The sequence below is a fragment of the Pseudomonas sp. HP_08 genome (genome assembly GCF_055284095.1).
Genome location: NZ_JBTOQC010000022.1, coordinates 1 through 23846 on the forward strand (window position 1 = coordinate 1; position 23846 = coordinate 23846).

Annotated in this window: 19 protein-coding genes; 6 read left to right on the forward strand and 13 right to left on the reverse strand. The window is 61.1% G+C overall.

The window, feature by feature from the left end; translation table 11 throughout:
- Positions 1-353: 353 nt before the first annotated feature.
- Genes ACYAS9_RS18585 through ACYAS9_RS18595 form a run of 3 tightly spaced genes read left to right on the forward strand, consistent with a single transcriptional unit; the run spans position 354 to position 4736 of the window.
- Positions 354-2015 (forward strand): Na/Pi cotransporter family protein, encoded by a 1662-nt coding sequence (locus tag ACYAS9_RS18585; protein ID WP_463569728.1) that lies wholly within the window; start codon positions 354-356, stop codon positions 2013-2015.
- A 59-nt stretch (positions 2016-2074) separates the two neighbouring features.
- The gene (locus ACYAS9_RS18590) at positions 2075-3490 is read left to right on the forward strand and encodes a M16 family metallopeptidase (protein ID WP_463569729.1); all 1416 of its coding nucleotides are present in this window, start codon (positions 2075-2077) and stop codon (positions 3488-3490) included.
- A 43-nt stretch (positions 3491-3533) separates the two neighbouring features.
- Positions 3534-4736, forward strand: coding sequence for a DUF5924 family protein (locus ACYAS9_RS18595; protein WP_463569730.1), 1203 nt, complete (start codon positions 3534-3536; stop codon positions 4734-4736).
- Between the two features lie 3 nt (positions 4737-4739).
- On the opposite strand, the gene ACYAS9_RS18600 is transcribed toward ACYAS9_RS18595, so the two are convergent.
- The 7 genes from ACYAS9_RS18600 to ACYAS9_RS18630 all read right to left on the reverse strand — a co-directional run bounded on the left by ACYAS9_RS18600 (position 4740) and on the right by ACYAS9_RS18630 (position 12399).
- A complete protein-coding gene (locus tag ACYAS9_RS18600) occupies positions 4740-5981 on the reverse strand; it encodes a nucleoside recognition domain-containing protein (protein WP_463569731.1) in 1242 nt (413 codons plus the stop codon).
- Positions 5982-6051: 70 nt separating this feature from the next.
- Positions 6052-7971 carry an ArnT family glycosyltransferase gene (locus ACYAS9_RS18605; protein WP_463569732.1) on the reverse strand — a complete coding sequence of 640 codons (1920 nt, stop codon included), beginning with the start codon at positions 7969-7971 and terminating at the stop codon, positions 6052-6054.
- Between the two features lie 399 nt (positions 7972-8370).
- Positions 8371-9702 carry a glutamate/aspartate:proton symporter GltP gene (gene gltP / locus ACYAS9_RS18610; RefSeq protein WP_463569733.1) on the reverse strand — a complete coding sequence of 444 codons (1332 nt, stop codon included), beginning with the start codon at positions 9700-9702 and terminating at the stop codon, positions 8371-8373.
- 644 nt (positions 9703-10346) lie between these two features.
- Positions 10347-10814: an inhibitor of vertebrate lysozyme family protein gene (locus ACYAS9_RS18615; RefSeq protein WP_463569734.1), complete on the reverse strand. Its 468-nt coding sequence runs from the start codon at positions 10812-10814 to the stop codon at positions 10347-10349.
- A 1-nt stretch (position 10815) separates the two neighbouring features.
- Positions 10816-10980 (reverse strand): DUF1328 domain-containing protein, encoded by a 165-nt coding sequence (locus ACYAS9_RS18620; protein ID WP_002555679.1) that lies wholly within the window; start codon positions 10978-10980, stop codon positions 10816-10818.
- 36 nt (positions 10981-11016) lie between these two features.
- On the reverse strand, positions 11017-11313 hold the full coding sequence (locus tag ACYAS9_RS18625) for a hypothetical protein (RefSeq protein ID WP_463569735.1): 297 nt from the start codon (positions 11311-11313) through the stop codon (positions 11017-11019).
- 243 nt (positions 11314-11556) lie between these two features.
- On the reverse strand, positions 11557-12399 hold the full coding sequence (locus ACYAS9_RS18630; RefSeq protein ID WP_463569736.1) for a BON domain-containing protein: 843 nt from the start codon (positions 12397-12399) through the stop codon (positions 11557-11559).
- Positions 12400-12585: 186 nt separating this feature from the next.
- Between ACYAS9_RS18630 and algB the strand changes: the two genes are divergently transcribed.
- Positions 12586-13932: a sigma-54-dependent response regulator transcription factor AlgB gene (gene algB / locus ACYAS9_RS18635; RefSeq protein ID WP_463569737.1), complete on the forward strand. Its 1347-nt coding sequence runs from the start codon at positions 12586-12588 to the stop codon at positions 13930-13932.
- Positions 13933-13950: 18 nt separating this feature from the next.
- Positions 13951-15738 (forward strand): KinB sensor domain-containing domain, encoded by a 1788-nt coding sequence (locus ACYAS9_RS18640; protein WP_463569738.1) that lies wholly within the window; start codon positions 13951-13953, stop codon positions 15736-15738.
- A 103-nt stretch (positions 15739-15841) separates the two neighbouring features.
- Here the strand turns inward: ACYAS9_RS18640 and ACYAS9_RS18645 are convergent, their stop codons facing one another.
- The 6 genes from ACYAS9_RS18645 to ACYAS9_RS18670 form a co-directional block, all read right to left on the reverse strand.
- Positions 15842-17455, reverse strand: a complete 1614-nt coding sequence (locus tag ACYAS9_RS18645) for an EAL domain-containing protein (RefSeq protein WP_463569739.1) — start codon at positions 17453-17455, stop codon at positions 15842-15844.
- Between the two features lie 60 nt (positions 17456-17515).
- On the reverse strand, positions 17516-18295 hold the full coding sequence (locus ACYAS9_RS18650; protein ID WP_463569740.1) for an N-acetylmuramoyl-L-alanine amidase: 780 nt from the start codon (positions 18293-18295) through the stop codon (positions 17516-17518).
- Between the two features lie 92 nt (positions 18296-18387).
- Complete coding sequence (locus tag ACYAS9_RS18655) at positions 18388-20493, reverse strand: GGDEF domain-containing protein (RefSeq protein ID WP_463569741.1); 2106 nt, start codon at positions 20491-20493, stop codon at positions 18388-18390.
- Positions 20490-21374, reverse strand: a complete 885-nt coding sequence (locus ACYAS9_RS18660) for an endonuclease/exonuclease/phosphatase family protein (RefSeq protein ID WP_463569742.1) — start codon at positions 21372-21374, stop codon at positions 20490-20492. The genes ACYAS9_RS18655 and ACYAS9_RS18660 overlap by 4 nt, the downstream gene beginning before the upstream one ends.
- Before the next feature lie 10 nt (positions 21375-21384).
- The gene (locus tag ACYAS9_RS18665; RefSeq protein ID WP_463569743.1) at positions 21385-22029 is read right to left on the reverse strand and encodes a thiol:disulfide interchange protein DsbA/DsbL; all 645 of its coding nucleotides are present in this window, start codon (positions 22027-22029) and stop codon (positions 21385-21387) included.
- Positions 22030-22167: 138 nt separating this feature from the next.
- Complete coding sequence (locus ACYAS9_RS18670) at positions 22168-22782, reverse strand: c-type cytochrome (protein ID WP_463569744.1); 615 nt, start codon at positions 22780-22782, stop codon at positions 22168-22170.
- A gap of 224 nt (positions 22783-23006) precedes the next feature.
- Between ACYAS9_RS18670 and yihA the strand changes: the two genes are divergently transcribed.
- Positions 23007-23651 carry a ribosome biogenesis GTP-binding protein YihA/YsxC gene (gene yihA / locus ACYAS9_RS18675; RefSeq protein WP_463569745.1) on the forward strand — a complete coding sequence of 215 codons (645 nt, stop codon included), beginning with the start codon at positions 23007-23009 and terminating at the stop codon, positions 23649-23651.
- Positions 23652-23846: the final 195 nt, after the last annotated feature.

A 23846-nucleotide genomic window follows, 5' to 3' on the forward strand; every position in this document is an offset into this window, starting at 1 on the left:
CCTCGTCCCCCGCCCGTGTGTTCCCCCTTCCGTGGTTCGGCGCGCCCCCCCCCGCGACCGAGTGCGTAGCGCTCGCAAAATCTCGGAAACGCTGAAAATTTACGGCTGTAAATTCTGCGAAACGCTGAAAATTTGCGACTGCTAACGCACTCGGTCGCGGGCAAGCGCGCTCCTACAGGGGGGCCAGTTTCACTGGTGGGCCCGGCAAATGTTACAGAATTATTTCAATGCCTTGCCGCCTGTGCGATGCTGGCGGCACGGCTCAAAGCCGACTAAAGCTTTAGTTGAGCGTCTGTCATTCCCTTCGCTTCGCTCGCTATACCCATCACCTACCACCACAGGGGGCCGTGCCTATGCTGACCCTGCTCGATCTATTGTCTGCCGTCGCCTTGTTGATCTGGGGCACGCACATCGTGCGCACCGGCATCCTGCGTGTTTATGGCACGCCCTTGCGCCGTGTGCTCGGCCAGAACATGTCGCGCCGGCCGCTGGCCTTTGTCGCCGGCATCCTGGTCACCGCCGTGGTGCAGAGCAGCAACGCCACGGCCATGCTGGTCACCTCGTTTGTCGGCCAGGGCCTGATGAGCCTGGCGCCGGCGCTGGCGATCATGCTCGGCGCCGATGTCGGTACCGCCTTGATGTCGCGCGTGCTGACCCTGGACCTGTCCTGGCTGTCGCCGCTGCTGATCTTTCTCGGCGTGGTGTTCTTCCTGTCGCGCAAGCAGACCCGCGCCGGGCAAATGGGCCGGGTCGCCATTGGTCTCGGGCTGATCATTCTGGCGCTGCAACTGATCGTCGCCGCTGCCGCACCGATTACCCAGGCCAGCGGGGTCAAGGTGTTGTTCGCCTCGCTGACCGGCGACTTTTTGCTCGATGCGCTGGTCGGCGCGCTGTTTGCGCTGATTTCCTATTCCAGCCTGGCGGCGGTGCTGTTGACCGCGACCCTGGCAGGCTCCGACATCATCAGCCTGCACGTGGCTATCGGTCTGGTGGTGGGCGCCAATATCGGCAGCGGCCTGCTGGCCTTTCTCAGCACCAGCATGCAGAACGTGCCGGGCCGGCAGGTGGCGCTCGGCAGCCTGCTGTTCAAGCTGGTGGGCCTGGTGTTGATCATCCCGGTGCTCGACCCGCTGGTGAACTGGCTCGACAGCCTGGGCTTCAAATCGCAGGAGCTGGTGATCGGCTTTCACGTGATCTACAACACCGCCCGTTGCCTGCTGATGCTGCCCTTTGTCACGCCGATGGCCAAGCTGTGCGCCAGCCTGCTGCAACAGCCGGCCGAAACCAGCGGCCCCGCACGCGCCCGGCATCTGGACCTGACGGCGCTCGAAACACCGAGCCTGGCGCTGGCCAATGCGGTGCGCGAAACCCTGCGCATGGGCGATTTGCTGGAAAACATGCTGGCCTCGATGCAAGGCGTGCTGCGTGGCACGCAAACCACCGTGAGCCTGGAAATGCGCCGCCTCAACGAGGATGTCGAAGCGCTTTATAGCGCCATCAAGCTGTACCTGGCGCAGATGCCGCGCGAAGAACTCGGCGAGCAGGACAACCGCCGCTGGGCCGAGATCATCGAACTGACCATCAATCTGGAAATGGCCAGCGGCCTGATCGAGCGCATGTTGCGCAAGATCCAGCAGCAGAAGACCGCCCAGCGCCGTTCGTTCTCCGAAGTCGGCCTTGAGGAGTTGTCTGACCTGCACGCCCAGTTGCAGTCCAACCTGCGTCTGGGCCTGTCGGTGTTTCTCAGTGGCGACCCGGAAAGTGCTCGCCAGCTGCTGCGTGAAAAGCGCCGTTTTCGCGCACTGGAACGGCGTCTGGCGCATGCCCATGTCAACCGTTTGCAACGTAAAGTGGTGCAGAGTCTGGAAACCAGTTCGCTGCACCTGGAAATCATGGCCGACATGAAACGCCTCAACTCGTTGTTCTGCAGCAGCGCCTATGCGGTGCTCGAAACGGTCGATACCGGAGCGCTCTCAAGTGAGGCGGCAGGTGACGCGGCGCAACAATCGATCTGAACCGACCGGCGGCAGCGAAGTCTGTTGAATTCAACCGGCCCGCAAGGAAAAGCTGCTTTATGCGTTGCCTGCTGTTCATCTGTCTGCTTCTCGGCGCGCTGCCCGCCCATGCTCTGGACCGCCTTCAAGCCCAGGGCTATCTGTTGCCCAATGGCCTGCAAGTGCTGCTCAAGCCCGGCTACGACAAGGGCCATGTGTCGATTCGGCTGGTGATCGGCGTCGGTTTCGATGATTTTCCGTGCGCGTCCAAAGAGCTGCCGCACCTGCTTGAACACTTGATGTTCAGCGGCATCGACGACAGCGGCGAAGGCGGGCTTGAAGAACGCATGCAAGCGCTGGGCGGCGACTGGAACGCCTTCACCAGCAATACCGACACCACCTTCGTGATCGAAGCCCCGGCGCGCAATCAGCGCAAGGTGCTCGACCTGCTCATGGACGTATTGGTCCGTACCGAGCTGACCCAGCAACGACTCGACACCGTCAGGCGCATCGTAGCCCGCGAGGACGGTGGGCACACCTCGCCCTTGCAACGGCTGCTGGACAAGCCCGATGACAGCCACAGCGCCAGCAATCAGCTGGCCGCCGAGCTGGGCCTGAAATGCGCCGCGCGCTCCGAGGTCGACGACATTCCCCTGGACGCACTGCAAGAGGCGCTGGCGACCTTTTACGCCGCCAACAACATGACCCTGATCGTGGTCGGCGACCTCGACAAACTGCTGCCCGGCTACGTGCAACGGGTCTATGGCCGGCTGGCAGCCACCGAGCCGGTTGAACGCCAAGCGCTGGCCAGTGCCGGGCACAAGGCCGAGCAGCGCCGCACCCTGGCGCGCGGCATGCTGGGCGAGAACGCACGCCTGCACCTGATCTTTCGTGAGCCGGCGCTGGACGATCAGCACGACGAAACCTGGGAGCTGGTCAAAGCCAACCTCGAATGGGCGCTGTACAGCGAACTACGCCTGAAGCTGGGGCTGTCTTACGGGCCGTCGGTGGACCGCGAGGTGTTCGGCGACAGCGGCCTGATGAGCCTGGTCGCCGATGTCGACCGCAAGGACTTGCCGCAAGCCGAGCAGGCGATGCAGGCGCTGCTTGAGCGCCTGAAGCGTGACGGTTTTCAGGCCGAGAGCTTTACCCGCCTGAAACAGGTGGCCATCGACCGCCAGGCCTGGGCGGTGCAGGGCAACAGCGCGCTGGCCGACTATTACTGGGGCGCGCTCAACGACTATGAAGACGGCCGCTTCAGCGACCCGGCCAAACGCATCCGGGCGGTCAGCCTGGAGAGCACCAACCAGGCGCTGCGCCAGTTGCTGGAGCAGCCGGGGTACGTGCGCATTCAGCAGGCACGCTTCAGCTACGACGGCTTGTACTGGCTGGCGGTGGCCGCGCTGTGGGTGGTGGTGCTGCTGATGGCCGGATGGTGGTGGTATCAGCGCCGCAAGCACACGCATGAGGTTCAACCGCCGCGGCGCCGGAATTGATTTATCCTTGCGCGTTTTTCCGCCCCTTGTGAAGTGAAGCCAAATGCCCAACTGGAATGTCCCCATCACCCGCGTACTCGACCTGATGCGCCGTTATCCGGGGATCATCGCGCTGGGCGGTTTCATCTCCGGGATCGCCAGCTTCATTCTGGTCGATCGCCAGGCGGGGCTGGCCAACTGGATCGCGGTGGTCATGCTGCTCAGCTGGCTGTGGCTGATGATCGAAAACAGCGTGGTCGGCCTGTTTCGCACGAAGTTCGGCAAGGAAATTCCCAAAGGGGTGCTGCGCTACGGCACGCAGATGATCCATCAGGAAAGTCTGTTTTTCGTGCTGCCGTTCTTCTTCGTGACCACCACCTGGAACAGTGGCCAGGCCGTGTTCACCGCGCTGCTGGGCGCGGCCGGGCTGATTTCGATCATCGACCCGCTGTACTACCGCTGGCTGGCACCACGGCGCTGGCTGTTCATGGCCCTGCACACCCTGACCCTGTTTGCCGCGTTGCTGACCGCGCTGCCGATCATCCTGCACCTGACCACCACCGAGAGCTACAAACTGGCGCTGGGCATCGCCATGCTGCTGTCGCTGCCCAGCCTGGCTTCCAGCTTTCCGATGCAGACCTGGCGACACGGGCTGGGGCTGGTGGTGTTGACCCTGGCGGTGGGCAGTGCCGGCTGGATGCTGCGCTCGTGGGTGCCGCCGGCCACCTTGTGGCTGACCGAAGTGGCGGTGAGCACCACCTTCGACAACAAGACCCGCACGCCCGGCGACAGCATCCGCCAGATCAGCGCCAGCCAGTTGCGCCGCGAAGGCTTGTACGCCTACACCTCGATCAACGCCCCGCGCGGGCTTGAAGAGCGCATCTACCATGTGTGGCGGCGTGACGGCGAAGAAGTGGACCGCATCGCCCTGGACATTCATGGCGGGCGCAAAGAGGGTTATCGCGCCTGGACCCACAAGCGCAACTTCCCGCCCAAGGTGGCCGGCCGCTGGCAGGTCAGGGTGCTGACCGAAGACGGGCAGATGATCGGCGTGCTTCGCTTTGAGGTCACCGACAGCGACCAGCCGACGGTGACCCAGCCAGACGGGCGCATTCTGGGGCTCAAGCCGGGTGGCGATGCGTCAGGAGGCGATGAGCCGGAACCTGAAGCAGAGCAAGAACCAGAGCCAGAACCAGAACCAGAAGCGGCGTCTGAGCCTGCAACACCGGCGCCGGCAGAACCGGCAGCGCCCGCTCAAACGCCCTGAGGCTTAAGTGGCGGTGGCGCCGAAGAACCAGTAGCAGACGAAGATCGCCGCCACCACACCCGAGAACTCGGCCAGCAGCGCACAACCCACTGCATGCCGGGCGCGCTGGATGCCCACGGCGCCGAAGTACACCGCCAGCACATAGAAGGTGGTTTCGGTACTGCCCTGAATGGTCGCCGCCGCCAAAGCGGCAAAGCTGTCGACGCCCTGGGTCTGCATGGTCTCGATCAACAGCGCCCGTGCAGCGCTGCCGGAAAATGGCTTGACCATTGCGGTGGGCAGCGCATCGACGAAACGGGTGTCCCAGCCCAGCCACTCGACCACATGACGAATGCCTTCCAGGCCAAAATCCAGCGCCCCCGAGGCGCGCAGTACACCGACTGCGCACAGCATCGCCACCAGATACGGCAGCAGGTTCTTGGCGACATCGAAGCCTTCTTTGGCGCCTTCGACAAACGACTCGTAGACTTTTACCTTGCGCAGCGCGCCGACCAGCAGAAACAGCATGATCAGGCCAAACAGCGTGAGATTGCCCAGAATCGACGACAGCCCCGCCAGCGCCGCCGCCGACAAGGTGCCGAGAAATGCCATGAAGGCACCCAGCAGCAGCGCGCCGGGAATCAGATAGGCCAGCACCACCGGGTCCCATAGCCGCAGGCGCTGCATGACCGCCACCGACAGCAGGCCCACCAGCGTCGACACGCTGGTGGCCAGCAGGATGGGCAGGAACACCAGGGTCGGGTCGGCCGCGCCTTGCTGGGCGCGGTACATGAAGATGGTGACGGGCAACAGGGTCAGCGAAGAGGCGTTGAGCACCAGAAACAGGATCTGCGCGTTGCTGGCGATGGTCTTGCTCGGGTTGAGCTCTTGCAGGGCCTTCATGGCCTTGAGGCCTATGGGCGTGGCGGCGTTGTCCAGGCCCAGGCCGTTGGCGGCGAAGTTGAGGGTGATCAACCCCAGCGCCGGATGCCCCGGCGGGACTTCCGGCATCAGGCGCTTGAACAGCGGGCCCAGCACCTTGCCCATCCAGTCGACAATGCCGGCCTGCTCGGCAATGCGCAGAAAGCCCAACCACAGCGTCAGGGTGCCGAACAGCAGCACCATGACCTCGACCGACAGCTTGGCCATGGCAAAGATGCTCTCGACCATCGCGGCAAAAATGCCCGCATTACCGCCGACCAGCCACTGCGCCATTGCAGCGATCATCGCTACAACGAAAAAACCAAGCCACAGGCCATTGAGCATCACACACCCCCGCAAAGTAGGCGGGGATGATAACGGTCAGCGGTTGCAGAAGGAAATTACGCGACCGTCATTAGTCGACCGGGTTGATCTCCAGATGTTTGAGGCCGATTCCCAGCAGACGGCTGTCATCGCCAATGCCCAGCGATTGAGGCGAGGTCGGCGCTGAAATCAGCAATGACAGACTCCGGGCGTTGCCCGAGGTGCTGATGCGCAGGGTCTGCACGGTGCCGTCAGCGATCAATGGGTAGCGTTTGCCTTCCATTTCGATATTGAAGGGCTGATTGTGGGTGGGGCCAAAACCGGTGGCCGACAGGCTTAACTGGAAAACGGCCGGCAACGGCCTGGAAAACCTGATTTCCACGCGATCGCCCACCGACCATGTGCCCCAGGCCTCGGTATGCGAAAGACCGTTGATCTGTGTTATCGGATCGGGCCGCAGGTCTTTGCTGAAATCCACTCGCAGCGGATAGAGGCTGGAGATTTTGCGGGCCAGCGAATAGCCCCTGAAACGCATCACATCAAATTCATCTTCGGCGAAATCGATAGTGCCGATGCCCAGAATCCAGGTGATGTTTTCAGGCGTCTGTGAAGCCAGGTAACGCTGGCCTGGCACATAGGACCGATCGGAGATCGCTTGCAGGTTATCCAGCTGCATCAATGAACGCCAGGTCGCAGGCTCGCTGTCGCCAATCACCGCAAGTTTCGACCGCTCGGCGTCGGACAAGTAACTTCTGGCGAACAGACCGGCGTTGTCGTACGCATCGGCGACGATACGCTCGCGCACGGCGGCATTGTTGTAGATCGTGCTGATGCCCACGGACAACGGCAGGTACAAGAAAATAAAGAACAGGCCGCCCATGCGCGCCGACCTGCACCAGAACACGATTGCCAATGCCGACAGGCCGGCCAGTACCTTGCACCAGGTACTGTTCAACATGTAGCCACGCAGTTCCGGGTTGTCGATATAGCTGGTGGTAAAGGGCTGCATCCGGGTTATCACGGCATAACCCAGAATACCCAGCAACACAGCGGCCACTGCCACACGCCAGTATTTGAGTTGAGCCACATGCTCGCGATTGAGTTGCGCAGCAACTGCGATGAATAACAGCGGCAGCATGAAATCGTAATAGCGCATGTGCAACCGCGAAGCGGTTTCGACCGCACTGGTACCACTGATCGAAGCGGTAAATACACCGACGACTGCAATCAGATTCAACAGCAATGCCAGGGCGCAGACGGCGATACGCTCATCGTCTTGCGGGTGCTTGCCGGTGATAGCCTTGAGCGAGCCGAACACGATAACGGCCAGCGCCGCGCCAAACATCAGCGTATTGGCCAGAACATGGCCTTCGATAATGCTCGGCAAGATCTTGAACATTTCAAGCACGCGTTGCGGTGTACTGCTGCTGGTAGAACTGGTTTGCAGGCTCGAATAGTAGAAATTACCGAAGAATGTTAGACCGGCCTTGCCCGCCAGCAGGAAGCCGACAATAAACTTGGTTGCCAGCATCGCAAAGACGAACAAGGCGGCGTTTTTCAGCCCGTTGGCCAGCCAACGCTGAGTGTCTTTGTACGAGAAGAACAGAATGCACAGGCAGAATCCCGGAATGACCAGCAGCGCATGCGGTTTGACCAGCGCCGAGCCCCCCATCAACACACCGAACAGCAGCCACTGGCTGGCCGGTGCGTTGGCTTTCAAGCGCAGGAAGTACCACACGCAGACCCAGAACGTCAGAAAGAACAACGGTTCGGGCATGTAGAACGCCGTGTAGCTATTGACCGGCCCCAACAGGCTGATAGCCACAATCAGCAATGATACGGCAGGGCCACAGAATCGCCGCGCCACACGATGAATGAACGGCGCCGCCGCAACAAAAAACAGCACATTGAAGAACTTCGAGCACAACAGGCTGGCACTGCCGCACAAGCTGGTTGCCTGATAAATGGCGATGTACAGGTAGCCCGGAATGGAGGCGTCCTGAAATGTCATCAGCCTGGTCATCATGCTATGGGTGTATTCATCGCGCATGACCAAGGGGTACAAGCCCGCAGCGCGTAGCATCAGCAAAATCAGGGCGAGCAACATGATGCCCATGAGCACGATCGGCGCACTGAGGTGGAGTCTGTCAGGGAGGGGTGTATCTGTGCAGGTGGAACCTGGGGGGTTGGACGACATGCTGGTGTTTCCCATGAAGCCTGGGTTTCAGGCTATGAATGGGCGTTTCAACAACACTAGAGATACCCCTTGGCAAGGGGTAAAAAATCGACCACCTGATAACTTCAGTCATTCGACCAGTTCATGCACATCCATACTGTTGCGTCTGCGCGTTTGATGACAACGGGCCTTTCGGCCCGCCGTGCAGGATAGATCATATTAAAGAGACTGCACTCAATCGGACGTTGGCACTGTTGCTGCCGCCGGCTCTTTGCTGCGCCAGTGCGGCAGGGAGTTCCAGTAGCGCTGGCCCTTGGCATCTTCGTACATGCCTTCCCAGCGGGCGATGACCAGCACAGCCAGGGCGTTGCCGATCACGTTCAGTGCGGTACGGGCCATGTCCATGATGCGGTCGACACCGGCGATGAACGCCAGGCCTTCCAGCGGAATACCGACGCTGCCCAGGGTCGCCAGCAGCACCACGAACGACACACCCGGCACGCCGGCGATGCCCTTTGAGGTGACCATCAGGGTCAGGACCAGCATCAGTTGCTGACCGACCGACAGGTCGATGCCGTACAACTGGGCAATGAAGATCGCCGCGATGCTCTGGTACAGGGTCGAGCCGTCGAGGTTGAACGAATAACCGGTCGGCACCACGAAGCTGCAGATGGCCTTGGGCGCGCCGTAGGCTTCCATCTTGCTGATGATGCGTGGCAGTGCGGTTTCGGAGCTGGCGGTGGAGTAGGCCAGGATCAGCTCGTCCTTGAAGATGCGCATGATCTTCAGGATCGAGAAGCCGAACAGGCGGGCGATCAGGCCCAGCACCGCGAAGGCGAAGAAGGCGATGGCGACGTAAACCAGGATCACCAGCTTGGCCAGCGGCAGCAACGAGGCGAAGCCGAAGTTGGCAACGGTCACGGCGATCAGGGCAAACACGCCGATCGGCGCGTAGGCCATGATCATGTGTGTGACCTTGAACATGGTTTCCGAGACGCCCTGGAACATCTTCACCAGCGGGTCGCGGACTTCAGCCTGCAAGCTGGCCAGGCCCATGCCGAACATCACCGAGAAGAAGATGATCGGCAGCATGTCGCCACGCGCGATCGAGGCGAAGATGTTGGACGGGATCAGGTTCAGCAGCGTGGCAATAAACGCATGGTCATGCTGTACCTCGGCGGCAGTCGCCTTGTACTTGGAGATGTCCACGGTGCCCAGCGTGCTCATGTCGATGCCGGCGCCAGGCTGGAAGAAATTGGCCAGCAACAGGCCGACGACAATCGCGACGGTGGTAACGATCTCGAAGTAAAGGATGGTCTTGAGGCCGATGCTGCCCAGCTTCTTCGCATCGCCCACCCCGGCAATACCGACGATCAGCGAGGCAACCACGATAGGCACCACGATCATCTTGATCAGGCGAATGAAAATGTCGCCAGCCGGTTGCAGGACGTTACCGATCCACCAGGCCTTCTCGGCACTGAAGTGGTTAAGCAGGGCCCCCAAAGCGATACCCAGGACCAGACCGATCAGAATCTGCCAGGCCAGACTCAGTTTTGCCTTCTTCATATCGTTACCTTAATGCGAAGTGCCTGAGCAGCCTGGGAACCATGACCTCGCCCTGCCTTGTTCCGCAGCAGGTTCGAGTCGTGGAAATAAAGCCCCGGACAGCCCACAGGAAGTCACCGCAAACGAGCATCCGAGCTCAATGGCAGGCGAAAAAAGGCGCAACTATTCCGCTGGCAGAAAGACACGTCTAATGCCATATCGGCCTAAGCCATGCCGAATCGGCATACAAAAACCGACCAACAGTGCTGCTCAGGGGAGGGGAATGATGCCGTGATATGTCGCAAACGTGGCTAAAACGTCGCTTTTGGGCTGGCAAGGGGTGGCGTGGCGCCACGACACAATTTGAGAGGGTTTAACGCGGGGGACTGTGCGATTTACTGGATGTACGGTCGCCGCTGATGGGCTTTTTGCTGCAGAAAAATAAAAAGCGCCACTCAAGTCGCGGATTTCAAAGAATCTTCGTCGACTGGAATGGCGCTTCACCTGACCCGGCCCTCATCGGAGGTACTCCCTGTACCCCTAGGTCACACCGATCATGCTGCAATCAGTGCATCCCGGCCCCCTGGTCATGCGCGTACCCTCCTCGGGCCGCGCAGCGTTGATAAAGAAACGATTCAACAGGTACCGTTCTTTACCTGTGCGTATCAGTACCAGTTCGGATCCTTGCGCAGCTGCTCCTTGAGCAGTGCCTGCATGCCTTCATCGGGCTTGCCCAGGAAACGATACGTGGCGTGCGCAGTGGGCGACTTGTCGGCCGGCAGACCGGCAGGCACCTCGACCAGCATGGCGTAAACGTCGTCCTTGTCCTGCAGTCCCGCTGCCACGATCAATCGTTTGCTGCGGCACGTGTCGGCTGTTTCGCATAACGGCCCGACCAGATAGTTGTCGCCATCTTCGACGACCGCTGTCATCTGCTCGGACGTACCCGAGAGGTTCATCACCCACTCCGGCAAGCGCTCCTCCTTTTTCACCACCTGAGTCCAGGCCTGGCGATATTCGGGGGAGCTGTTCAGCAATTCATTGACCCGTGTCTGTCCATCATTGGCGGCCAGGGCCGCGGCACTGCCGCCCAGTAGCAGGGCGGCTGCCAATGTGTGGAGGGTGGTGCGCACCTTAGCCTCGCCCACGACGACCGAAGAAGAACGACACAACGAACATCACCAGGAATACAACGAACAGGATCTTCGCAATACCGGTAGCTGTGCCTGCGATACCACCGAAGCCCAGTACAGCCGCAACGATGGCGATGATCAGAAACGTGATAGCCCAACTCAACATGGTGATACTCCTTATTGCTGCGTTAATTCGATCAGGTCAAAACACCCAGCGCTGCTGTAAGGGCTGTGCTGGAACGTCCTGCGATACAAGTCTGTCGACCGGCATCCGTTTGTTTGCGGTGTCGGGTACGGAGACTGGCTGGCGGATCTGACTGGAAGGCATGGAAGAATGGGAAATGAACGACTGACGAATCGCCGCCGCTTCTTGTGCCTGATTCCAGTGTTGCAACTGTTGAGTCGCAAGCAAGGTAACCAGCACGATCAGGCTAACAAGGAGACCTTGTTGAACCCGCAGAGGCGAGAGGTGCAATTGGGCAATACGCAGACTGTTCATTGACACATTCCCTCCAACATTCTTGTCGACCGGAGCCTTCCGACCTTTGTCGATAGAGATATTGCAGACTGCATGCCAGTTTTTTATCGAAAATAAATTCAATAAAATCAAAGACTTATAAATATATTTGGAAAGGCGCTACAAGCAAGCTGCACGATCAGGCGTGTTGCATCGTGCGTTCTGCACGAACTGCGGGAACGCGCTCTGCCCTGAGCCGCGCTCCTGCAGGGACAATTCTGCAAATCAGGTCGTACGTGCCGTCACTTTCAGCGCATCGGCGTTCACACCTTTGACGCCGCGGATATTGCGGGCGATTTCCACGGCCAGTTCCTTCTCGGCGAAGCTGGCGACCATGCCATTGAGGGTCACCACGCCTTCGCGGGTGTCGACCTTGATGTTCAGCCCATCGAGGTTACGGCTATAGATAAGGCTGGACTTGACCTTGCTGGTCACCCAGGCATCGCTCATCTGCTCGGTCGTGCTGAGCGCCTGCGGCTGGGTCTTGGCGGCGATCGAGTCGGCGGCGCTGAGGCTGAGCAGGTTGTTGACGCTGGCCACCCCGTCAGTGTTGCTGGCCAGGTTACCCGCCAGTTCCTTGGCTTCCGGACTCTGGGCGCGGCCTTTAAGAGTGACGACGCCGTCGGCACTGGCGACATCGACTTCCAGCGCCTGAGAGGCGTTACTCCACAGCAGCTTGGACTTGATCGTCGCCACCAGAGTGGCGTCTTCGAAGCGTTGGGCAATGCCTGAACGGCTGCCGGGCTCGTTGCTCATGTCAGGGTCGATCTGCAACTGGTTGTCGACCTTGTCGATGCCCTGCACATCCAGGGCAATGCGTTCGGCCAGGTCACGCTCTACCTCGTTCTCGACCTTACCGCTCAGCCGCGCGGTGCCTTGCTCGACCTTTACCTCTATATCGAAGGGGCTCAGGTGCTTGTTGAGCGCCATGGCGGTCCAGATCGAACCTTCCTGGCGCGCTTCGAGCAATGGACCGGACGCTGTGGCCGCCGCTTGAGCCATCAGGGAATGCGATCCCAGCAGCACAGTAGTGGCGGTGGCCAGAGCGATATTCTTGAGCAAATGCATTGACGTTCTCCTTGGCAGGTCTGCCAGAGCGGGTTTTGCGACAAACGGAGGTGCAAATCCGCCGGTTAGCCATTGCCTGAGCAGATAGCTACCATGCTTGCCGCAGAATCAATCAGAATTGACCATGCAACTTGCCCGATGTTTCCGAGACTAACCTCAGACTATTCACTTAGGAGCGTAGGAAAAATGGAAGCAGCCACTGAGAATCAGGGCCGTATTCTGCTTGTGGATGATGAGTCCGCGATCCTTCGCACCTTCCGGTATTGCCTGGAAGACGAAGGCTACAGTGTGGCCACGGCCAATAGCGCAGCCCAGGCTGACACGCTGATGCAGCGCCAGGTGTTCGACCTGTGTTTTCTGGATTTGCGCCTGGGCGAGGACAACGGGCTCGATGTGCTCGCGCAGATGCGCGTGCAGGCGCCCTGGATGCGCGTGGTGATTGTCACCGCGCACTCGGCCATCGACACCGCCGTCGATGCCATTCAGGCCGGCGCCGCCGACTACCTGGTCAAACCGTGCAGCCCCGATCAGTTGCGCCTGGCCACCGCCAAGCAACTGGAAGTGCGGCATTTGTCGGCGCGTCTCGAAGCGCTGGAAGGTGAGATTCGCAAACCCAAGGACGGCCTGGACTCCCACAGCCCGATGATGATGTCGATTCTGGAAACCGCGCGGCAAGTGGCGGTGACCGATGCCAACATCCTGATTCTGGGCGAATCGGGTACCGGCAAGGGCGAACTGGCCCGGGCGATTCATGGCTGGAGCAAACGCGCCAAGAAGTCCTGCGTGACCATCAACTGCCCGTCACTGACCGCCGAATTGATGGAAAGCGAACTGTTCGGCCACAGCCGCGGAGCGTTTACCGGGGCCAGCGAAAGCACCCTCGGGCGGGTCAACCAGGCCGATGGCGGCACGCTGTTTCTCGACGAGATCGGCGACTTTCCATTGACCTTGCAGCCCAAACTGCTGCGTTTCATTCAGGACAAGGAATACGAGCGGGTCGGTGACCCGGTCACCCGCCGTGCCGATGTGCGGATTCTGGCGGCCACCAACCTCAACCTGGAAGACATGGTGCGCAGCGGCAAATTTCGCGAAGACCTGCTGTACCGTCTGAACGTCATCACCCTGCACCTGCCAGCACTGCGTGAACGCAGCGAAGACATCCTGACCCTGGCCGACCGCTTTCTGGCGCGCTTCGTCAAAGACTATTCGCGCCCCGCACGCGGTTTCAGCGAAGAGGCGCGGTCAGCGCTGCTCAACTATCGTTGGCCGGGCAACATCCGTGAACTGCGCAACGTGATCGAGCGCGCGAGCATCATTTGCCCGCAGGACAGGGTCGAGGTCGCCCACCTGGGCATGGCCGAACAGCCGGTCAGCAATGCCCCGCGCGTCGGTGCTTCGATGAGCCTGGACGAGCTGGAAAAAGCCCACATCGGCGCAGTCCTGGCCACCAGCGACACGCTGGATCAGGCGGCCAAAACGCTGGGTATCGACGCATCGACCCTGTATCGCAAACGCAAGCAGTACAACCTGTAAGCCTGATATCGGTGTTGCATGAAATTGGCAATCAAGCTGCGTACACGTCTGTTCCTGAGCATTTCAGCGCTGATCACAGTGGCGCTGTTGGGACTGCTATTGGGCCTGGTCAGCGTGGTGCAAATGGCCCGCACCCAGGAATCGATGATCCAGAGCAACTTCGTGACTCTGGACCTGGGCCTCAAGCTGCGGCAGAACCTGGGCGACCAACTGGTGCTGATGCTCGAATCCGAGCCCCGGCAGGATGTCCTGGAAAAGGCCCAGAACCAGTTCGAGGCCTTGCTGATTCAGGGTGTGGAACACGACCGGTTCAACCAGACCAACAGCGGCTTTGAAGAAGCACTGGGCAATTACCGCCAGTTCTTGCAGGCCTATCGGGTCAATACCCCCGGTGAGCTGGGCATTCGCACGAACTCTGAACTGAGCAGCTCGTTCAATAACCTGCGCAATGACCTGCTCGAGGCTTACCGCACGGCGCTGAACAACATCAACATTGCCGAAAGCAATGCACGCGAGCGCGCTTACTGGATAGCGGGCCTGCTGGGGCTGGTAGGTCTTGCGGTGCTGTGCATCGGTTTTGTCACCGCCAACGGCATCGCCCGACGTTTTGGCACGCCCATCGAGGCGCTGGCAAAGGCGGCGGACAAGATCGGCCAGGGCGATTTCGAGGTCACGCTGCCGATTTCTGCGGCAGCCGAAATGAACCAGCTGACCCGACGCTTCGGGCTTATGGCCGAAGCCCTGCGCAAGCATCAGGCGACCAATATCGACGAACTGGTCGCCGGCCAGCAGCGCCTGCAAGCGGTACTCGACAGCATCGACGATGGTTTGCTGATGATCGACCGCCAGGGACAACTGGAGCACCTCAACCCGGTTGCCCAGCGTCAGCTCGGCTGGACTGAAAGCCGCCTGGGCCAGCGCCCTGGCGAAGCGCTGGCGCGGCCGGAACTGGACGAAGAAATTCTTCTGAACCTGCGCGGCGGCACGCTGGAGCGTGCCCCGGACGATCTGGCCATCGAGATCGAAGGCGAATCGCGCCTGTTGACCTACAGCCTGACCCCGGTAAGCCATGCCAACGGCGATATTCTCGGCGCAGTGATGATCCTGCACGATGTGACCGAGCAGCGCGCGTTCGAGCGCGTGCGCAGCGAGTTCGTGCTGCGCGCATCGCATGAACTGCGCACACCGGTCACCGGCATGCACATGGCGTTCGGCCTGTTGCAGGAGCGCGTGCATTTTGCCGAAGAGAGCCGCGAGGCCGATCTGTTCAATACCGTCAAAGAAGAAATGCAGCGCTTGATGCAACTGATCAACGACCTGCTGAATTTCTCGCGCTACCAGAGCGGCCTGCAGAAACTCAAGCTGGCACCGTGCTCGATCGAACAGATGATGGAAGAGGTGCGCCAACGCTTTGCCGAACGCGCCGAAGATCAGAACATCATGCTGCAGCTCGATATTCAGGAAAATATGCCGCGCCTGCATGCCGACCAGTCACAACTGGAGCGCGTGCTCGACAACCTGCTGGACAACGCCCTGCGTCATACCCCGGAAAACGGCCTGATCCGTTTGCAGGCCAGGCGTCACGGCGAGCGGGCAATTCTGAGCATCGAGGACAACGGCGAAGGCATTGCCTATGGCAATCAGGCGCGGATCTTCGAGCCATTCGTACAGGTCGGTCGCAAAAAAGGCGGCGCGGGCCTGGGGCTGGCGCTGTGCAAGGAAATCGTCCAGTTGCACGGTGGACGCATGGGCGTTTATTCACGGCCGGGGCAGGGCACCCAGTTTTATATGGCCTTGCCGTTCTGACTGATCACCCGGCGCCCAGGCGCCGGATGGCTCTTACCTGAAAAAAGCCCGGATGTGTTGGTCCAAGGCTTCAAGACCACAATAGGGGTGGTATTAACAAGGTTCAGGCGGCGCCTTTTTCAGGACGTTGCAGGTAGCGTCCGCCGGTGACCATTTCCGCCAGCGCGGCAGCACTCAAAGGCCGGGAGAACAACCAGCCTTGGCCATGAATCACTCCTTCGCCGCTGAGCAACAGCGCCTGCGATTCGAACTCGACCCCTTCGGCGATAACGCGCAACTGCAGGGCATGGGCCATGCGGATGATGTGCGGCGCCACGCCACTGCTGGCCGCGTCATGACCCAAGGCGTCGATAAAGGCCTTGTCGATCTTCAGGCAGTCGACCGGCAAGGTTTGCAGGTACGCCAGGCTGCAGTAGCCGGTGCCAAAATCGTCGATCAGCACCTTGTGTCCCCGATCACGCAGGTTTTGCAGGTGATTGCAGGCTTTCATTGCGTCGACCAGGCTGCGCTCGGTGACCTCGAACGCGATTTGCCGCGCTGGCACTTGATGCTGCGCCAGCAAGCGTGCGGCTACCCGGCCGATACGCGATGTCATGACATCGCAGGCCGCCAGGTTCACCGAGACATACAAATGCGGATGACTGCGCAGCAATGAGCCCAATTGTTCGAGCAGGCGCTGCAGGACGAAATCGGTAATCTGGCGGATCTGCCCGGTGTTCTCGGCCAGCGGAATAAACAGGTCGGGACTGGTCAAGGTGCCGTCGGCCCGGTGCCAGCGCACCAGCGCCTCGGCACCGACACACTGGCGCGTCTCGATATTGAAAATCGGCTGGTATAGCACCCGTAGTTCGCCACGGCGCAGGGCCGCGGCCAGCTCGCTGCGCAACGAGGTACGCTGGCGGGCCCACAACCAGGCCAGTGCCGCGTTGCACAGGGCAATCAGCAGGCTGACCGGCAGCATCAGCCACCAGGCGCTGCCGATGCGTGCCAGCAGGCCGATACGCGGCGTGCTCAGCAACAATTCCCAGCCCCGGTCGCCGATGGCCAGGCGATAGAGCAAATACGTTGCGTCCGAGAGCAGGGCGTCCTCACCGACCAACACCGTGTCCGCGGATAGCACGCCGGTGGCGGCACCCAGCACCGGAATCATCCGGCGACCGTCGCCAGGCAACAGCATCAGGCTGCCACCGGCAGGCAGATTGACGACATCGGTCAGGTGCCCGCGGGAGGTTGCCACCCGAAAACGCTCACGCCCCACGACCAGCACCGCCAGGTCGTCGTCCGGCTGGGCCTGGGTATTGAGCCAGTAATCGTAAGTGGCGCCATGAATGTCGGGAGTTCCGGTAGCGCCGAAGGTCTGCTTGAGCGAAGCACTGGCGCAACTCTGGCGCTCGCCGACATAGGCCGCCTGATGAATGAAGCGATGGCGCAGCGCCAACTCACGCAGGCGGGCGACCATTTGTACGCTGCACTCGCGTAACGGCTGACGTTGCAGCTCATCGAGGCCGCTGCGCATCTGGCTGAACAACTGCTCAATGCGCAGCCGGTAGCGTTCGCCACGGGTCTCGATCTGCTGGCGTTCGTGGTCGCGGGCCTGGTGCAGAACCAGCAACAGGCCGGCACCGCCGGCCAGCAGCGCGCTGAAGACAGCGACCAGCAAAGCCAGTCGCCAAGGGGGATGAATCAGGGAGGCAAGACGCATGGTGGTGATGCGCATGAGGGGGTCACCCTCAGGTATAGCAACGCACTGGCAAATAGCTTGCCCTTACGTGCGCGATCAATACGCCTTGTTGAGCACCTGCAGAATCGCTGCGCTTTGCGCATCTGGCTCACCGTCGTAACGCGCAGGCCGGAAGCGCATCTGGAATGCCGCCAGAACATTGCGGGTTTCGACGTCCAGCACACCGGTTTGCGGCGTGGTGTAGCCCAGGCGTGTCAGTTGCTGCTGAAACCAGAGGATGTCGGGCAGGCCATTGAGCAGCAATGCCTGGTGTTGCGCCACTTGCCGCTCGTCGGGCCAGATGCCCAGGCCGGCATCGGCCAGGCGTTTCCAGGGAAACAACGGGCCCGGATCAAGCTTGCGCATCGGCGCGATGTCGCTGTGGCCGATGATGTTTTTGACCGGCATGCCGTTGCGCTTGACGATGTCCTTGAGCAGCACGATCAGCGACTGTACCTGTGCCTCGCTGTAGGGATACCAGCGCCGGCCGGCCGGGGTGTCGGTGAAGCCGGGGTTAACGATTTCGATGCCGATCGAGCTGGAGTTGAGCCAGGTCCGGCCCTCCCATGCACTGTCACCGGCGTGCCAGGCGCGGGCGCTTTCATCGACCAGCTTGAAGATGGTCGCCGACTTGTCGTCGCCGATCAGGTAATGGCTGCTGACCTGGCCATGGGTGAGCAACTTCAGGGATTGCTCCTGGGAGGCCGAGGTGTAATGCAGGATCACGTACTGGATACGGTTGTCGTGGTTGACCGAAGGATGGCTGGTATCCAGCTTCGGGCCACTGGAACAGGCCGACAGGACGAGCAGTGACAGGGCAGCGAAAAACAGTTTCATGAAAGGCTACTACTGGAAGGTGGCAGAAAGCGCTGGATGATAGCGGAACGTGCGCCAATCACCTCGGACTGAAGGCTGTGACAATGTTTCCGTCAGCCCTGTTCCACCCGATTACGGCCACTTTCCTTGGCCAGGTACAAGGCCTGGTCGGCGCGTTTGAGCGCCACGTCACTGCGTTCACCGCTGCGCAACACGGTCATGCCGACCGACACGGTGATGGTCACCGGCTCGCCTTTGAAGTGGAAAGGGCAGCGTTCTACGGTTGCGCGCAGCTCTTCGAGCAATTGCAGACCGGTTTCGACCGGTGTAGCCGGCATCAGCAAGACAAACTCTTCGCCGCCGAAACGGGCCAGAAAGCCTCGGCCGTGCAGGTGCTTGTGCAGTTCTTTGGCGACGATCTTCAGCACTTTGTCACCGGCCAGATGCCCGTAGCCGTCGTTGATTCGCTTGAAGTGGTCCAGGTCCATGATGCACAGCAGCAGGCTGTTTCTGTTCTGCTGCCAGAGCACGACTTCGCGCTCCAGGCGCTCGCCCCAGGCGGCGCGGTTGGGCAGGCCGGTCAGCGGGTCGATCAAGGCCTTGCGTCGCTGCTCTTCAAGATTGGCACGAAAGCCCAGTGCTTCCTGTTCCATGCTCGCCACGCGGCTGGCCAGACTTTGCAGGCGTTCGCCGACTTCATGCTCGCGCTCGTCGCGCTGACGCTGATGCGCGTCCATCGCGCCGATCAGGCCTTCAAGGCGGTTTTCCAGCACGCGCTTGAGGCTGTTGAGGTCGGAGGCGTCCTGCACATGGCTTTGCAAATCGTCGACGTGCTCGCGCAACTGACTGTCGAAGTCGCGTGCCGAGGAGTGGCTGGCGGCATGGCCGTCGCTGACCACCCGCAGGCTGCTCTGGAAGTAATCCAGCCGCTCATTGAGCTGCTTGAGATAGGCCTCGAACTCGTGCTGGCCGCTGTCGGTGATCGCCAGCATGAAGACGGCAAGATCATCGAGAATCGGCAGCAGTTCGTACCAGTTGAGCCCGTGTTCAAGACGCTGGCGCAGCGCTTCGGCTTGCGGGCGGTGATGTTCGGGCAGGTTCAGGTCACCCAGCAGGCCGAGCAGGGTCTGTTCGATATGGGCCGCCACCGAGCTGTAGCTGGGCTCGGGCGAGGTCGGCAGGTCGTACTCGGCACTGGCCTCGGCTTCGGCTTCGGCTTCGGCTTCGGCTTCGGCTTCGGTACTGTCGGCAGCTTGCGGGGCTTCGGGTTCTGCCTGGCTTTCAATCTCGGCTTCGATCTCGGCTTCGATTTCGGGCTCAGCTTCGGCTTGCGCTTCCACCGGGCCTTCAACTGCAGCTTCAACTGCAGCTTCAACTTCGGCCTCGACGGCCTCGACAGGTGCGGATGCCTGGGTAGCGCCGGGCTCAACCGCTGCGGGCTCCGTGGCCGGAGTTTCGACAGGCTCGGCAGAGGGCTCTTCGCTCAACGCTTCAGGCTGCAACGGTGCAGGATCTGCAACCACCTGCGGCTCGCTGGCGACAACCGCGGGTGCCGCCTGCGGTTCGAGCGGCGCGGGCTCAGCGTCGGCGGCCGGTTCTGCGTTGGCTCGCACCGGCGCCGGTGCTTCTGTCTGGGCTGCCGCCAGAGCACTGGCAAACGCAGGCGGTGCCTGCCCAGGCTGTTCGGCAGGTTCTTCACGGCCGCCGAACAAACGCTGCAACAAGCCCGGGCGATGCGGTTCGTCATGATGCTCCAGCGCGCCAAGGGCCTTGCTTTGCAGCTCTTTGAGTTCGCTGAGCAATAACGGCAACTCACGGGCCTGTGCAGCGCGCTCCTCAAGCCCTTTGGCGAAGCGCTTGAGCGGCTTGCGCACCTCGCGCGGCAGCGGCAGCGCCTGAAGCTGGGCAACCAGCTCGGTCAACGCGCTGCTGATCTGCGCGATCCGCACCTCGCGGCGCTGCTCGGAGTCGAGTACGGCTTTTTCCAGGCGCGGGATCAGGCCGGCCAGCGCGACGTCCATGTCGTCCTTGCGGACGATTTCGCGCATTTCCTTCATGCAGGCGTCTACCGAGCGGTCCGTGCCCTCAGCCGCCAGGCTGCTGCGCACCAGGCCGCGGCGCAGCAGGTCAAGCCGTTCCTGCCAGCGCTTTTCGAGGCGGTCCTGTTGTTCGATGCCTTTGAGGTATTTCTCTTTCCAGCGCTCGGCATCGTCGCTCATGCAAGAGATCCACTGTCAGGCCCGCTGGGAACGGGCAAATTGTCCCCGCGCAGCGACGCTGGCAGACGGATCTCTACTGCCACGGGCAGGTGATCGGAAATGGGCTGGGCCAGCACCTGGACCCGTTCCAGGGTCAACGTCGGGCTGAGCAGAATGTGATCGAGGCAGCGTTGCGGTCGCCAGCTCGGAAAGGTCGCCTCGATCTGCGGGGCCAGCAGGCCCAGGTCGCGCAAGGGCGAATGCTCCAGCAGATCGATGGCGTGGGTGTTCATGTCGCCCATCAGCACCTGGTGGCGATAACCGCCGATCAGCTCACGGATATAGGCCAGTTGCAGGGTGCGCGTTCGCGCGCCCAGCGCCAGGTGCATCATCACCACGACCAGCGCATCCTCACCCTCGCCGAAGCGCATGAGAATCGCACCGCGCCCGGCCGGGCCCGGCAACGGATGGTCTTCGATCGCCCAGGGCTTCAGGCGGCTGAGCACACCATTGCTGTGCTGAGCCAGGCGCCCGAGGTTGCGGTTGAGCTGCTGGTACCAATAGGGAAAACCGCCCAGCTGCGCCAGGTGTTCGACCTGATTGATATAGCCCGAGCGCATGCTGCCGCCATCGGCTTCCTGCAAGGCCACCAGATCGAAGTCACCGATCAGCTGGCCGATCTTCTGCAGGTTGCCGGAGCGCCCGCCATGCGGCAGCACGTGCTGCCAGCTGCGGGTCAGGTAATGGTGATAGCGCTGGGTGTTGATACCCACCTGGATATTGAAGCTGAGCAGGCGCAGGCGGCCGTCGTCCGGCAAGCCGCTGTCGGTCAGGTGATCCTCGTTGACCCGCGCATCACGCGGGCCAGCGACGCGTTCGGTACCTCTGCCCCAGCGGCGCATGGCAGCAGCCTTACTGGGCGGGCTTGGCAGTTGCGCGCTCTTTGGCGATCAACTGGTCGGCGACCTGCAAGGTGGCTTCCGGGCCGCCGGAGGTGCCGAGGTCAAAGCGGTATTTGCCGTTGACGACCATGGTCGGTACGCCGGTGACTTCATACTTCTTGGCCAGTTCTTTGTACTGGACCATTTTGCCTTTGACGGCGAAGGAGTTGAACGTGCTGAGGAACTGGTCCTTGTCCACGCCTTGAGTGGCGAGGAACTCGGCCATGTCTTCAGGCTTGGTCAAAGGCTTGCGTTCTTTCTGGATGGCTTCAAAGACGGCAGCGTGAACCTTGTGCTCGACACCCATGGTTTCAAGGGTGATGAACAGTTGGCCGTGAGCGTCCCACGGGCCGCCGAACAGGGCCGGAATGCGGACGAAATTGACGTCTGCCGGGAGTTTTTCGACCCATGGATTGATGGTCGGCTCAAAGGCGTAGCAGTGTGGGCAGCCGTACCAGAACAGTTCAACGACTTCGATCTTGCCTGGCTGGGCGACCTGCACCGGGCTACTCAGCTCGATGTATTGTTTGCCTGCCTCGATCGGCTGGGCTGCCTGGGCGGTCATACCAAATACGCTGGCGGCAACCAGAGCGGCGCTGAGAATCAGGTTACGCATGCTTTACTCCTGAGCTGGAAAGGGATCGCTTGCAGCGACGGCTTTTCGACCGGCCGGCCAGAGGCGAGTTCGGTAGTGTAACGCTGGCGATCAGAAAAAAGGGTAGCTCAGGCCAGGCTTTTTTGGCGCGCGAACACTTTAATGCAAGCCCTGGATGTACTGCGCCAGCGCTTCGATGTCCTTGTTGCTCAACCTGCCGGCAATGGTGCGCATCACCTGCGTGTCACCATCGTTCACGCGATCGCCTTCGCGAAAGGCGGTCAATTGTCTTTTGATGTAATCGGCGTGCTGACCACCCAGTTGCGGGAAGCCGGCAGGTGCATTGCCGCTGCCGTCGGGCGCATGACAACCGGTGCAGGCCGGCAGGCCTTTTTCGATGTCGCCGCCACGAAACAGCGCCTGGCCACGGGCGACCAGTGCAGGGTCGGCAGCGCCGGTGCTGGTTTTCTGGCTGGCGTACCACGCGGCGATATCGGCCAGGTCCTGCTCGCTCAAGGGATCGAGCTGGCCGGTCATTTCCGCCACCACACGCTTGCCGGCCTTGATTTCATGCAGTTGCTTGAGCAGATAGCGCTCGCCCTGGCCCGCCAGTTTAGGGAAATTGGCCAGTGGGCTATTGCCGTCCGGTCCATGACAGGCACCGCAGACCAGCACCTTGGCTTTACCCGCAGCGGCGTCGCCCACCGGGCCTGCGGCATGTGCCGGGGCATAAACAATCAGGGTCAGTAGCAGACTCAAAAGCTGTGTGTTCATCAGGTCACTCCAATCGGCTATGAGCAACGTTTGAATGCCTGCTGAAACAGCCCTTGAGCGGCTCGCTCAGCAAAAACCTTTCAGGTTGAAAGCGGACTGCGTTCTAATGCGCAGCGGATTTCATGAAAAACCTGCACCCGCATTGTCTTGTGCAGGTCCTTTTACCGCCTTGAATCGACATCGCTTGCCGCATCCCTTGCAGCAGGGCCATTACCGGAAATCACATGCAGCTCAAGAACCCCATCCTCGGCCTCTGCCAGCAAGCCAAGTTCATGCTCAGCGCCGCCAAGGTCGACCAGTGCCCCGATGATGCGGGCTTCGAAGTGGCTTTCGCCGGCCGCTCCAACGCCGGCAAGTCCAGCGCGCTGAACACCCTGACCCACGCCAGCCTGGCGCGCACCTCGAAAACCCCGGGACGCACGCAGTTGCTGAACTTCTTCCGCCTGGACGACGAACGGCGTCTGGTCGACTTGCCCGGCTACGGCTACGCCAAGGTGCCGATCCCGCTCAAGCAACACTGGCAGCGCCACCTGGAAGCCTATCTGGGCAGCCGTGAAAGCCTCAAAGGCGTGATTCTGCTGATGGATGTCCGTCACCCGATGACCGACTTCGACAACATGATGCTCGACTGGTCGGTGGCCAGCGGCATGCCGATGCATATCCTGCTGACCAAGTCCGACAAGCTGACCCACGGCGCGGCGAAGAACACCCTGCTCAAGGTTCAGGCCCAGATCCGCAAGGGCTGGGGCGACACCGTGACCATCCAGCTGTTCTCGGCCCCCAAACGCGCAGGCCTGGAAGAAGCCTACACCAGGCTGGCCGGCTGGCTGGAACTGCCGGACAAGGTGCAGCCTGTGCAAGGCGAGTAAGCCTGCCTGTTTTCAAGGCAGCCTGAACAAGTGCTGCAGATTCGCAGGCAAAAAAAACCCCGGACTTCGTATGGGGAGGGGGAAGTTCGGGGTTCAAGGTCCAGACCCTCAGGGAGGGGTCCGGATATCTGCCAACACTTAACACAACATAGGAGCATGAAAGGCCTTGCGAGCCATTCGTGAACTCTGACCGGG

Excerpts from the sequence above, each read along its gene's own strand:
- ACYAS9_RS18645 (WP_463569739.1), bottom strand. The coding sequence starts at position 17,455 with ATGCGCATCACCACCATGCGTCTTGCCTCCCTGATTCATCCCCCTTGG.
- yihA (WP_463569745.1), top strand. The coding sequence starts at position 23,007 with ATGCAGCTCAAGAACCCCATCCTCGGCCTCTGCCAGCAAGCCAAGTTC.
- ACYAS9_RS18660 (WP_463569742.1), bottom strand. The coding sequence starts at position 21,374 with ATGCGCCGCTGGGGCAGAGGTACCGAACGCGTCGCTGGCCCGCGTGAT.
- algB (WP_463569737.1), top strand. The coding sequence starts at position 12,586 with ATGGAAGCAGCCACTGAGAATCAGGGCCGTATTCTGCTTGTGGATGAT.
- ACYAS9_RS18595 (WP_463569730.1), top strand. The coding sequence starts at position 3,534 with ATGCCCAACTGGAATGTCCCCATCACCCGCGTACTCGACCTGATGCGC.
- ACYAS9_RS18630 (WP_463569736.1), bottom strand. The coding sequence starts at position 12,399 with ATGCATTTGCTCAAGAATATCGCTCTGGCCACCGCCACTACTGTGCTG.
- gltP (WP_463569733.1), bottom strand. The coding sequence starts at position 9,702 with ATGAAGAAGGCAAAACTGAGTCTGGCCTGGCAGATTCTGATCGGTCTG.
- ACYAS9_RS18655 (WP_463569741.1), bottom strand. The coding sequence starts at position 20,493 with ATGAGCGACGATGCCGAGCGCTGGAAAGAGAAATACCTCAAAGGCATC.
- ACYAS9_RS18625 (WP_463569735.1), bottom strand. The coding sequence starts at position 11,313 with ATGAACAGTCTGCGTATTGCCCAATTGCACCTCTCGCCTCTGCGGGTT.
- ACYAS9_RS18670 (WP_463569744.1), bottom strand. The coding sequence starts at position 22,782 with ATGAACACACAGCTTTTGAGTCTGCTACTGACCCTGATTGTTTATGCC.
- ACYAS9_RS18590 (WP_463569729.1), top strand. The coding sequence starts at position 2,075 with ATGCGTTGCCTGCTGTTCATCTGTCTGCTTCTCGGCGCGCTGCCCGCC.
- ACYAS9_RS18650 (WP_463569740.1), bottom strand. The coding sequence starts at position 18,295 with ATGAAACTGTTTTTCGCTGCCCTGTCACTGCTCGTCCTGTCGGCCTGT.
- ACYAS9_RS18620 (WP_002555679.1), bottom strand. The coding sequence starts at position 10,980 with ATGTTGAGTTGGGCTATCACGTTTCTGATCATCGCCATCGTTGCGGCT.
- ACYAS9_RS18640 (WP_463569738.1), top strand. The coding sequence starts at position 13,951 with ATGAAATTGGCAATCAAGCTGCGTACACGTCTGTTCCTGAGCATTTCA.
- ACYAS9_RS18585 (WP_463569728.1), top strand. The coding sequence starts at position 354 with ATGCTGACCCTGCTCGATCTATTGTCTGCCGTCGCCTTGTTGATCTGG.
- ACYAS9_RS18600 (WP_463569731.1), bottom strand. The coding sequence starts at position 5,981 with ATGCTCAATGGCCTGTGGCTTGGTTTTTTCGTTGTAGCGATGATCGCT.
- ACYAS9_RS18605 (WP_463569732.1), bottom strand. The coding sequence starts at position 7,971 with ATGACATTTCAGGACGCCTCCATTCCGGGCTACCTGTACATCGCCATT.
- ACYAS9_RS18665 (WP_463569743.1), bottom strand. The coding sequence starts at position 22,029 with ATGCGTAACCTGATTCTCAGCGCCGCTCTGGTTGCCGCCAGCGTATTT.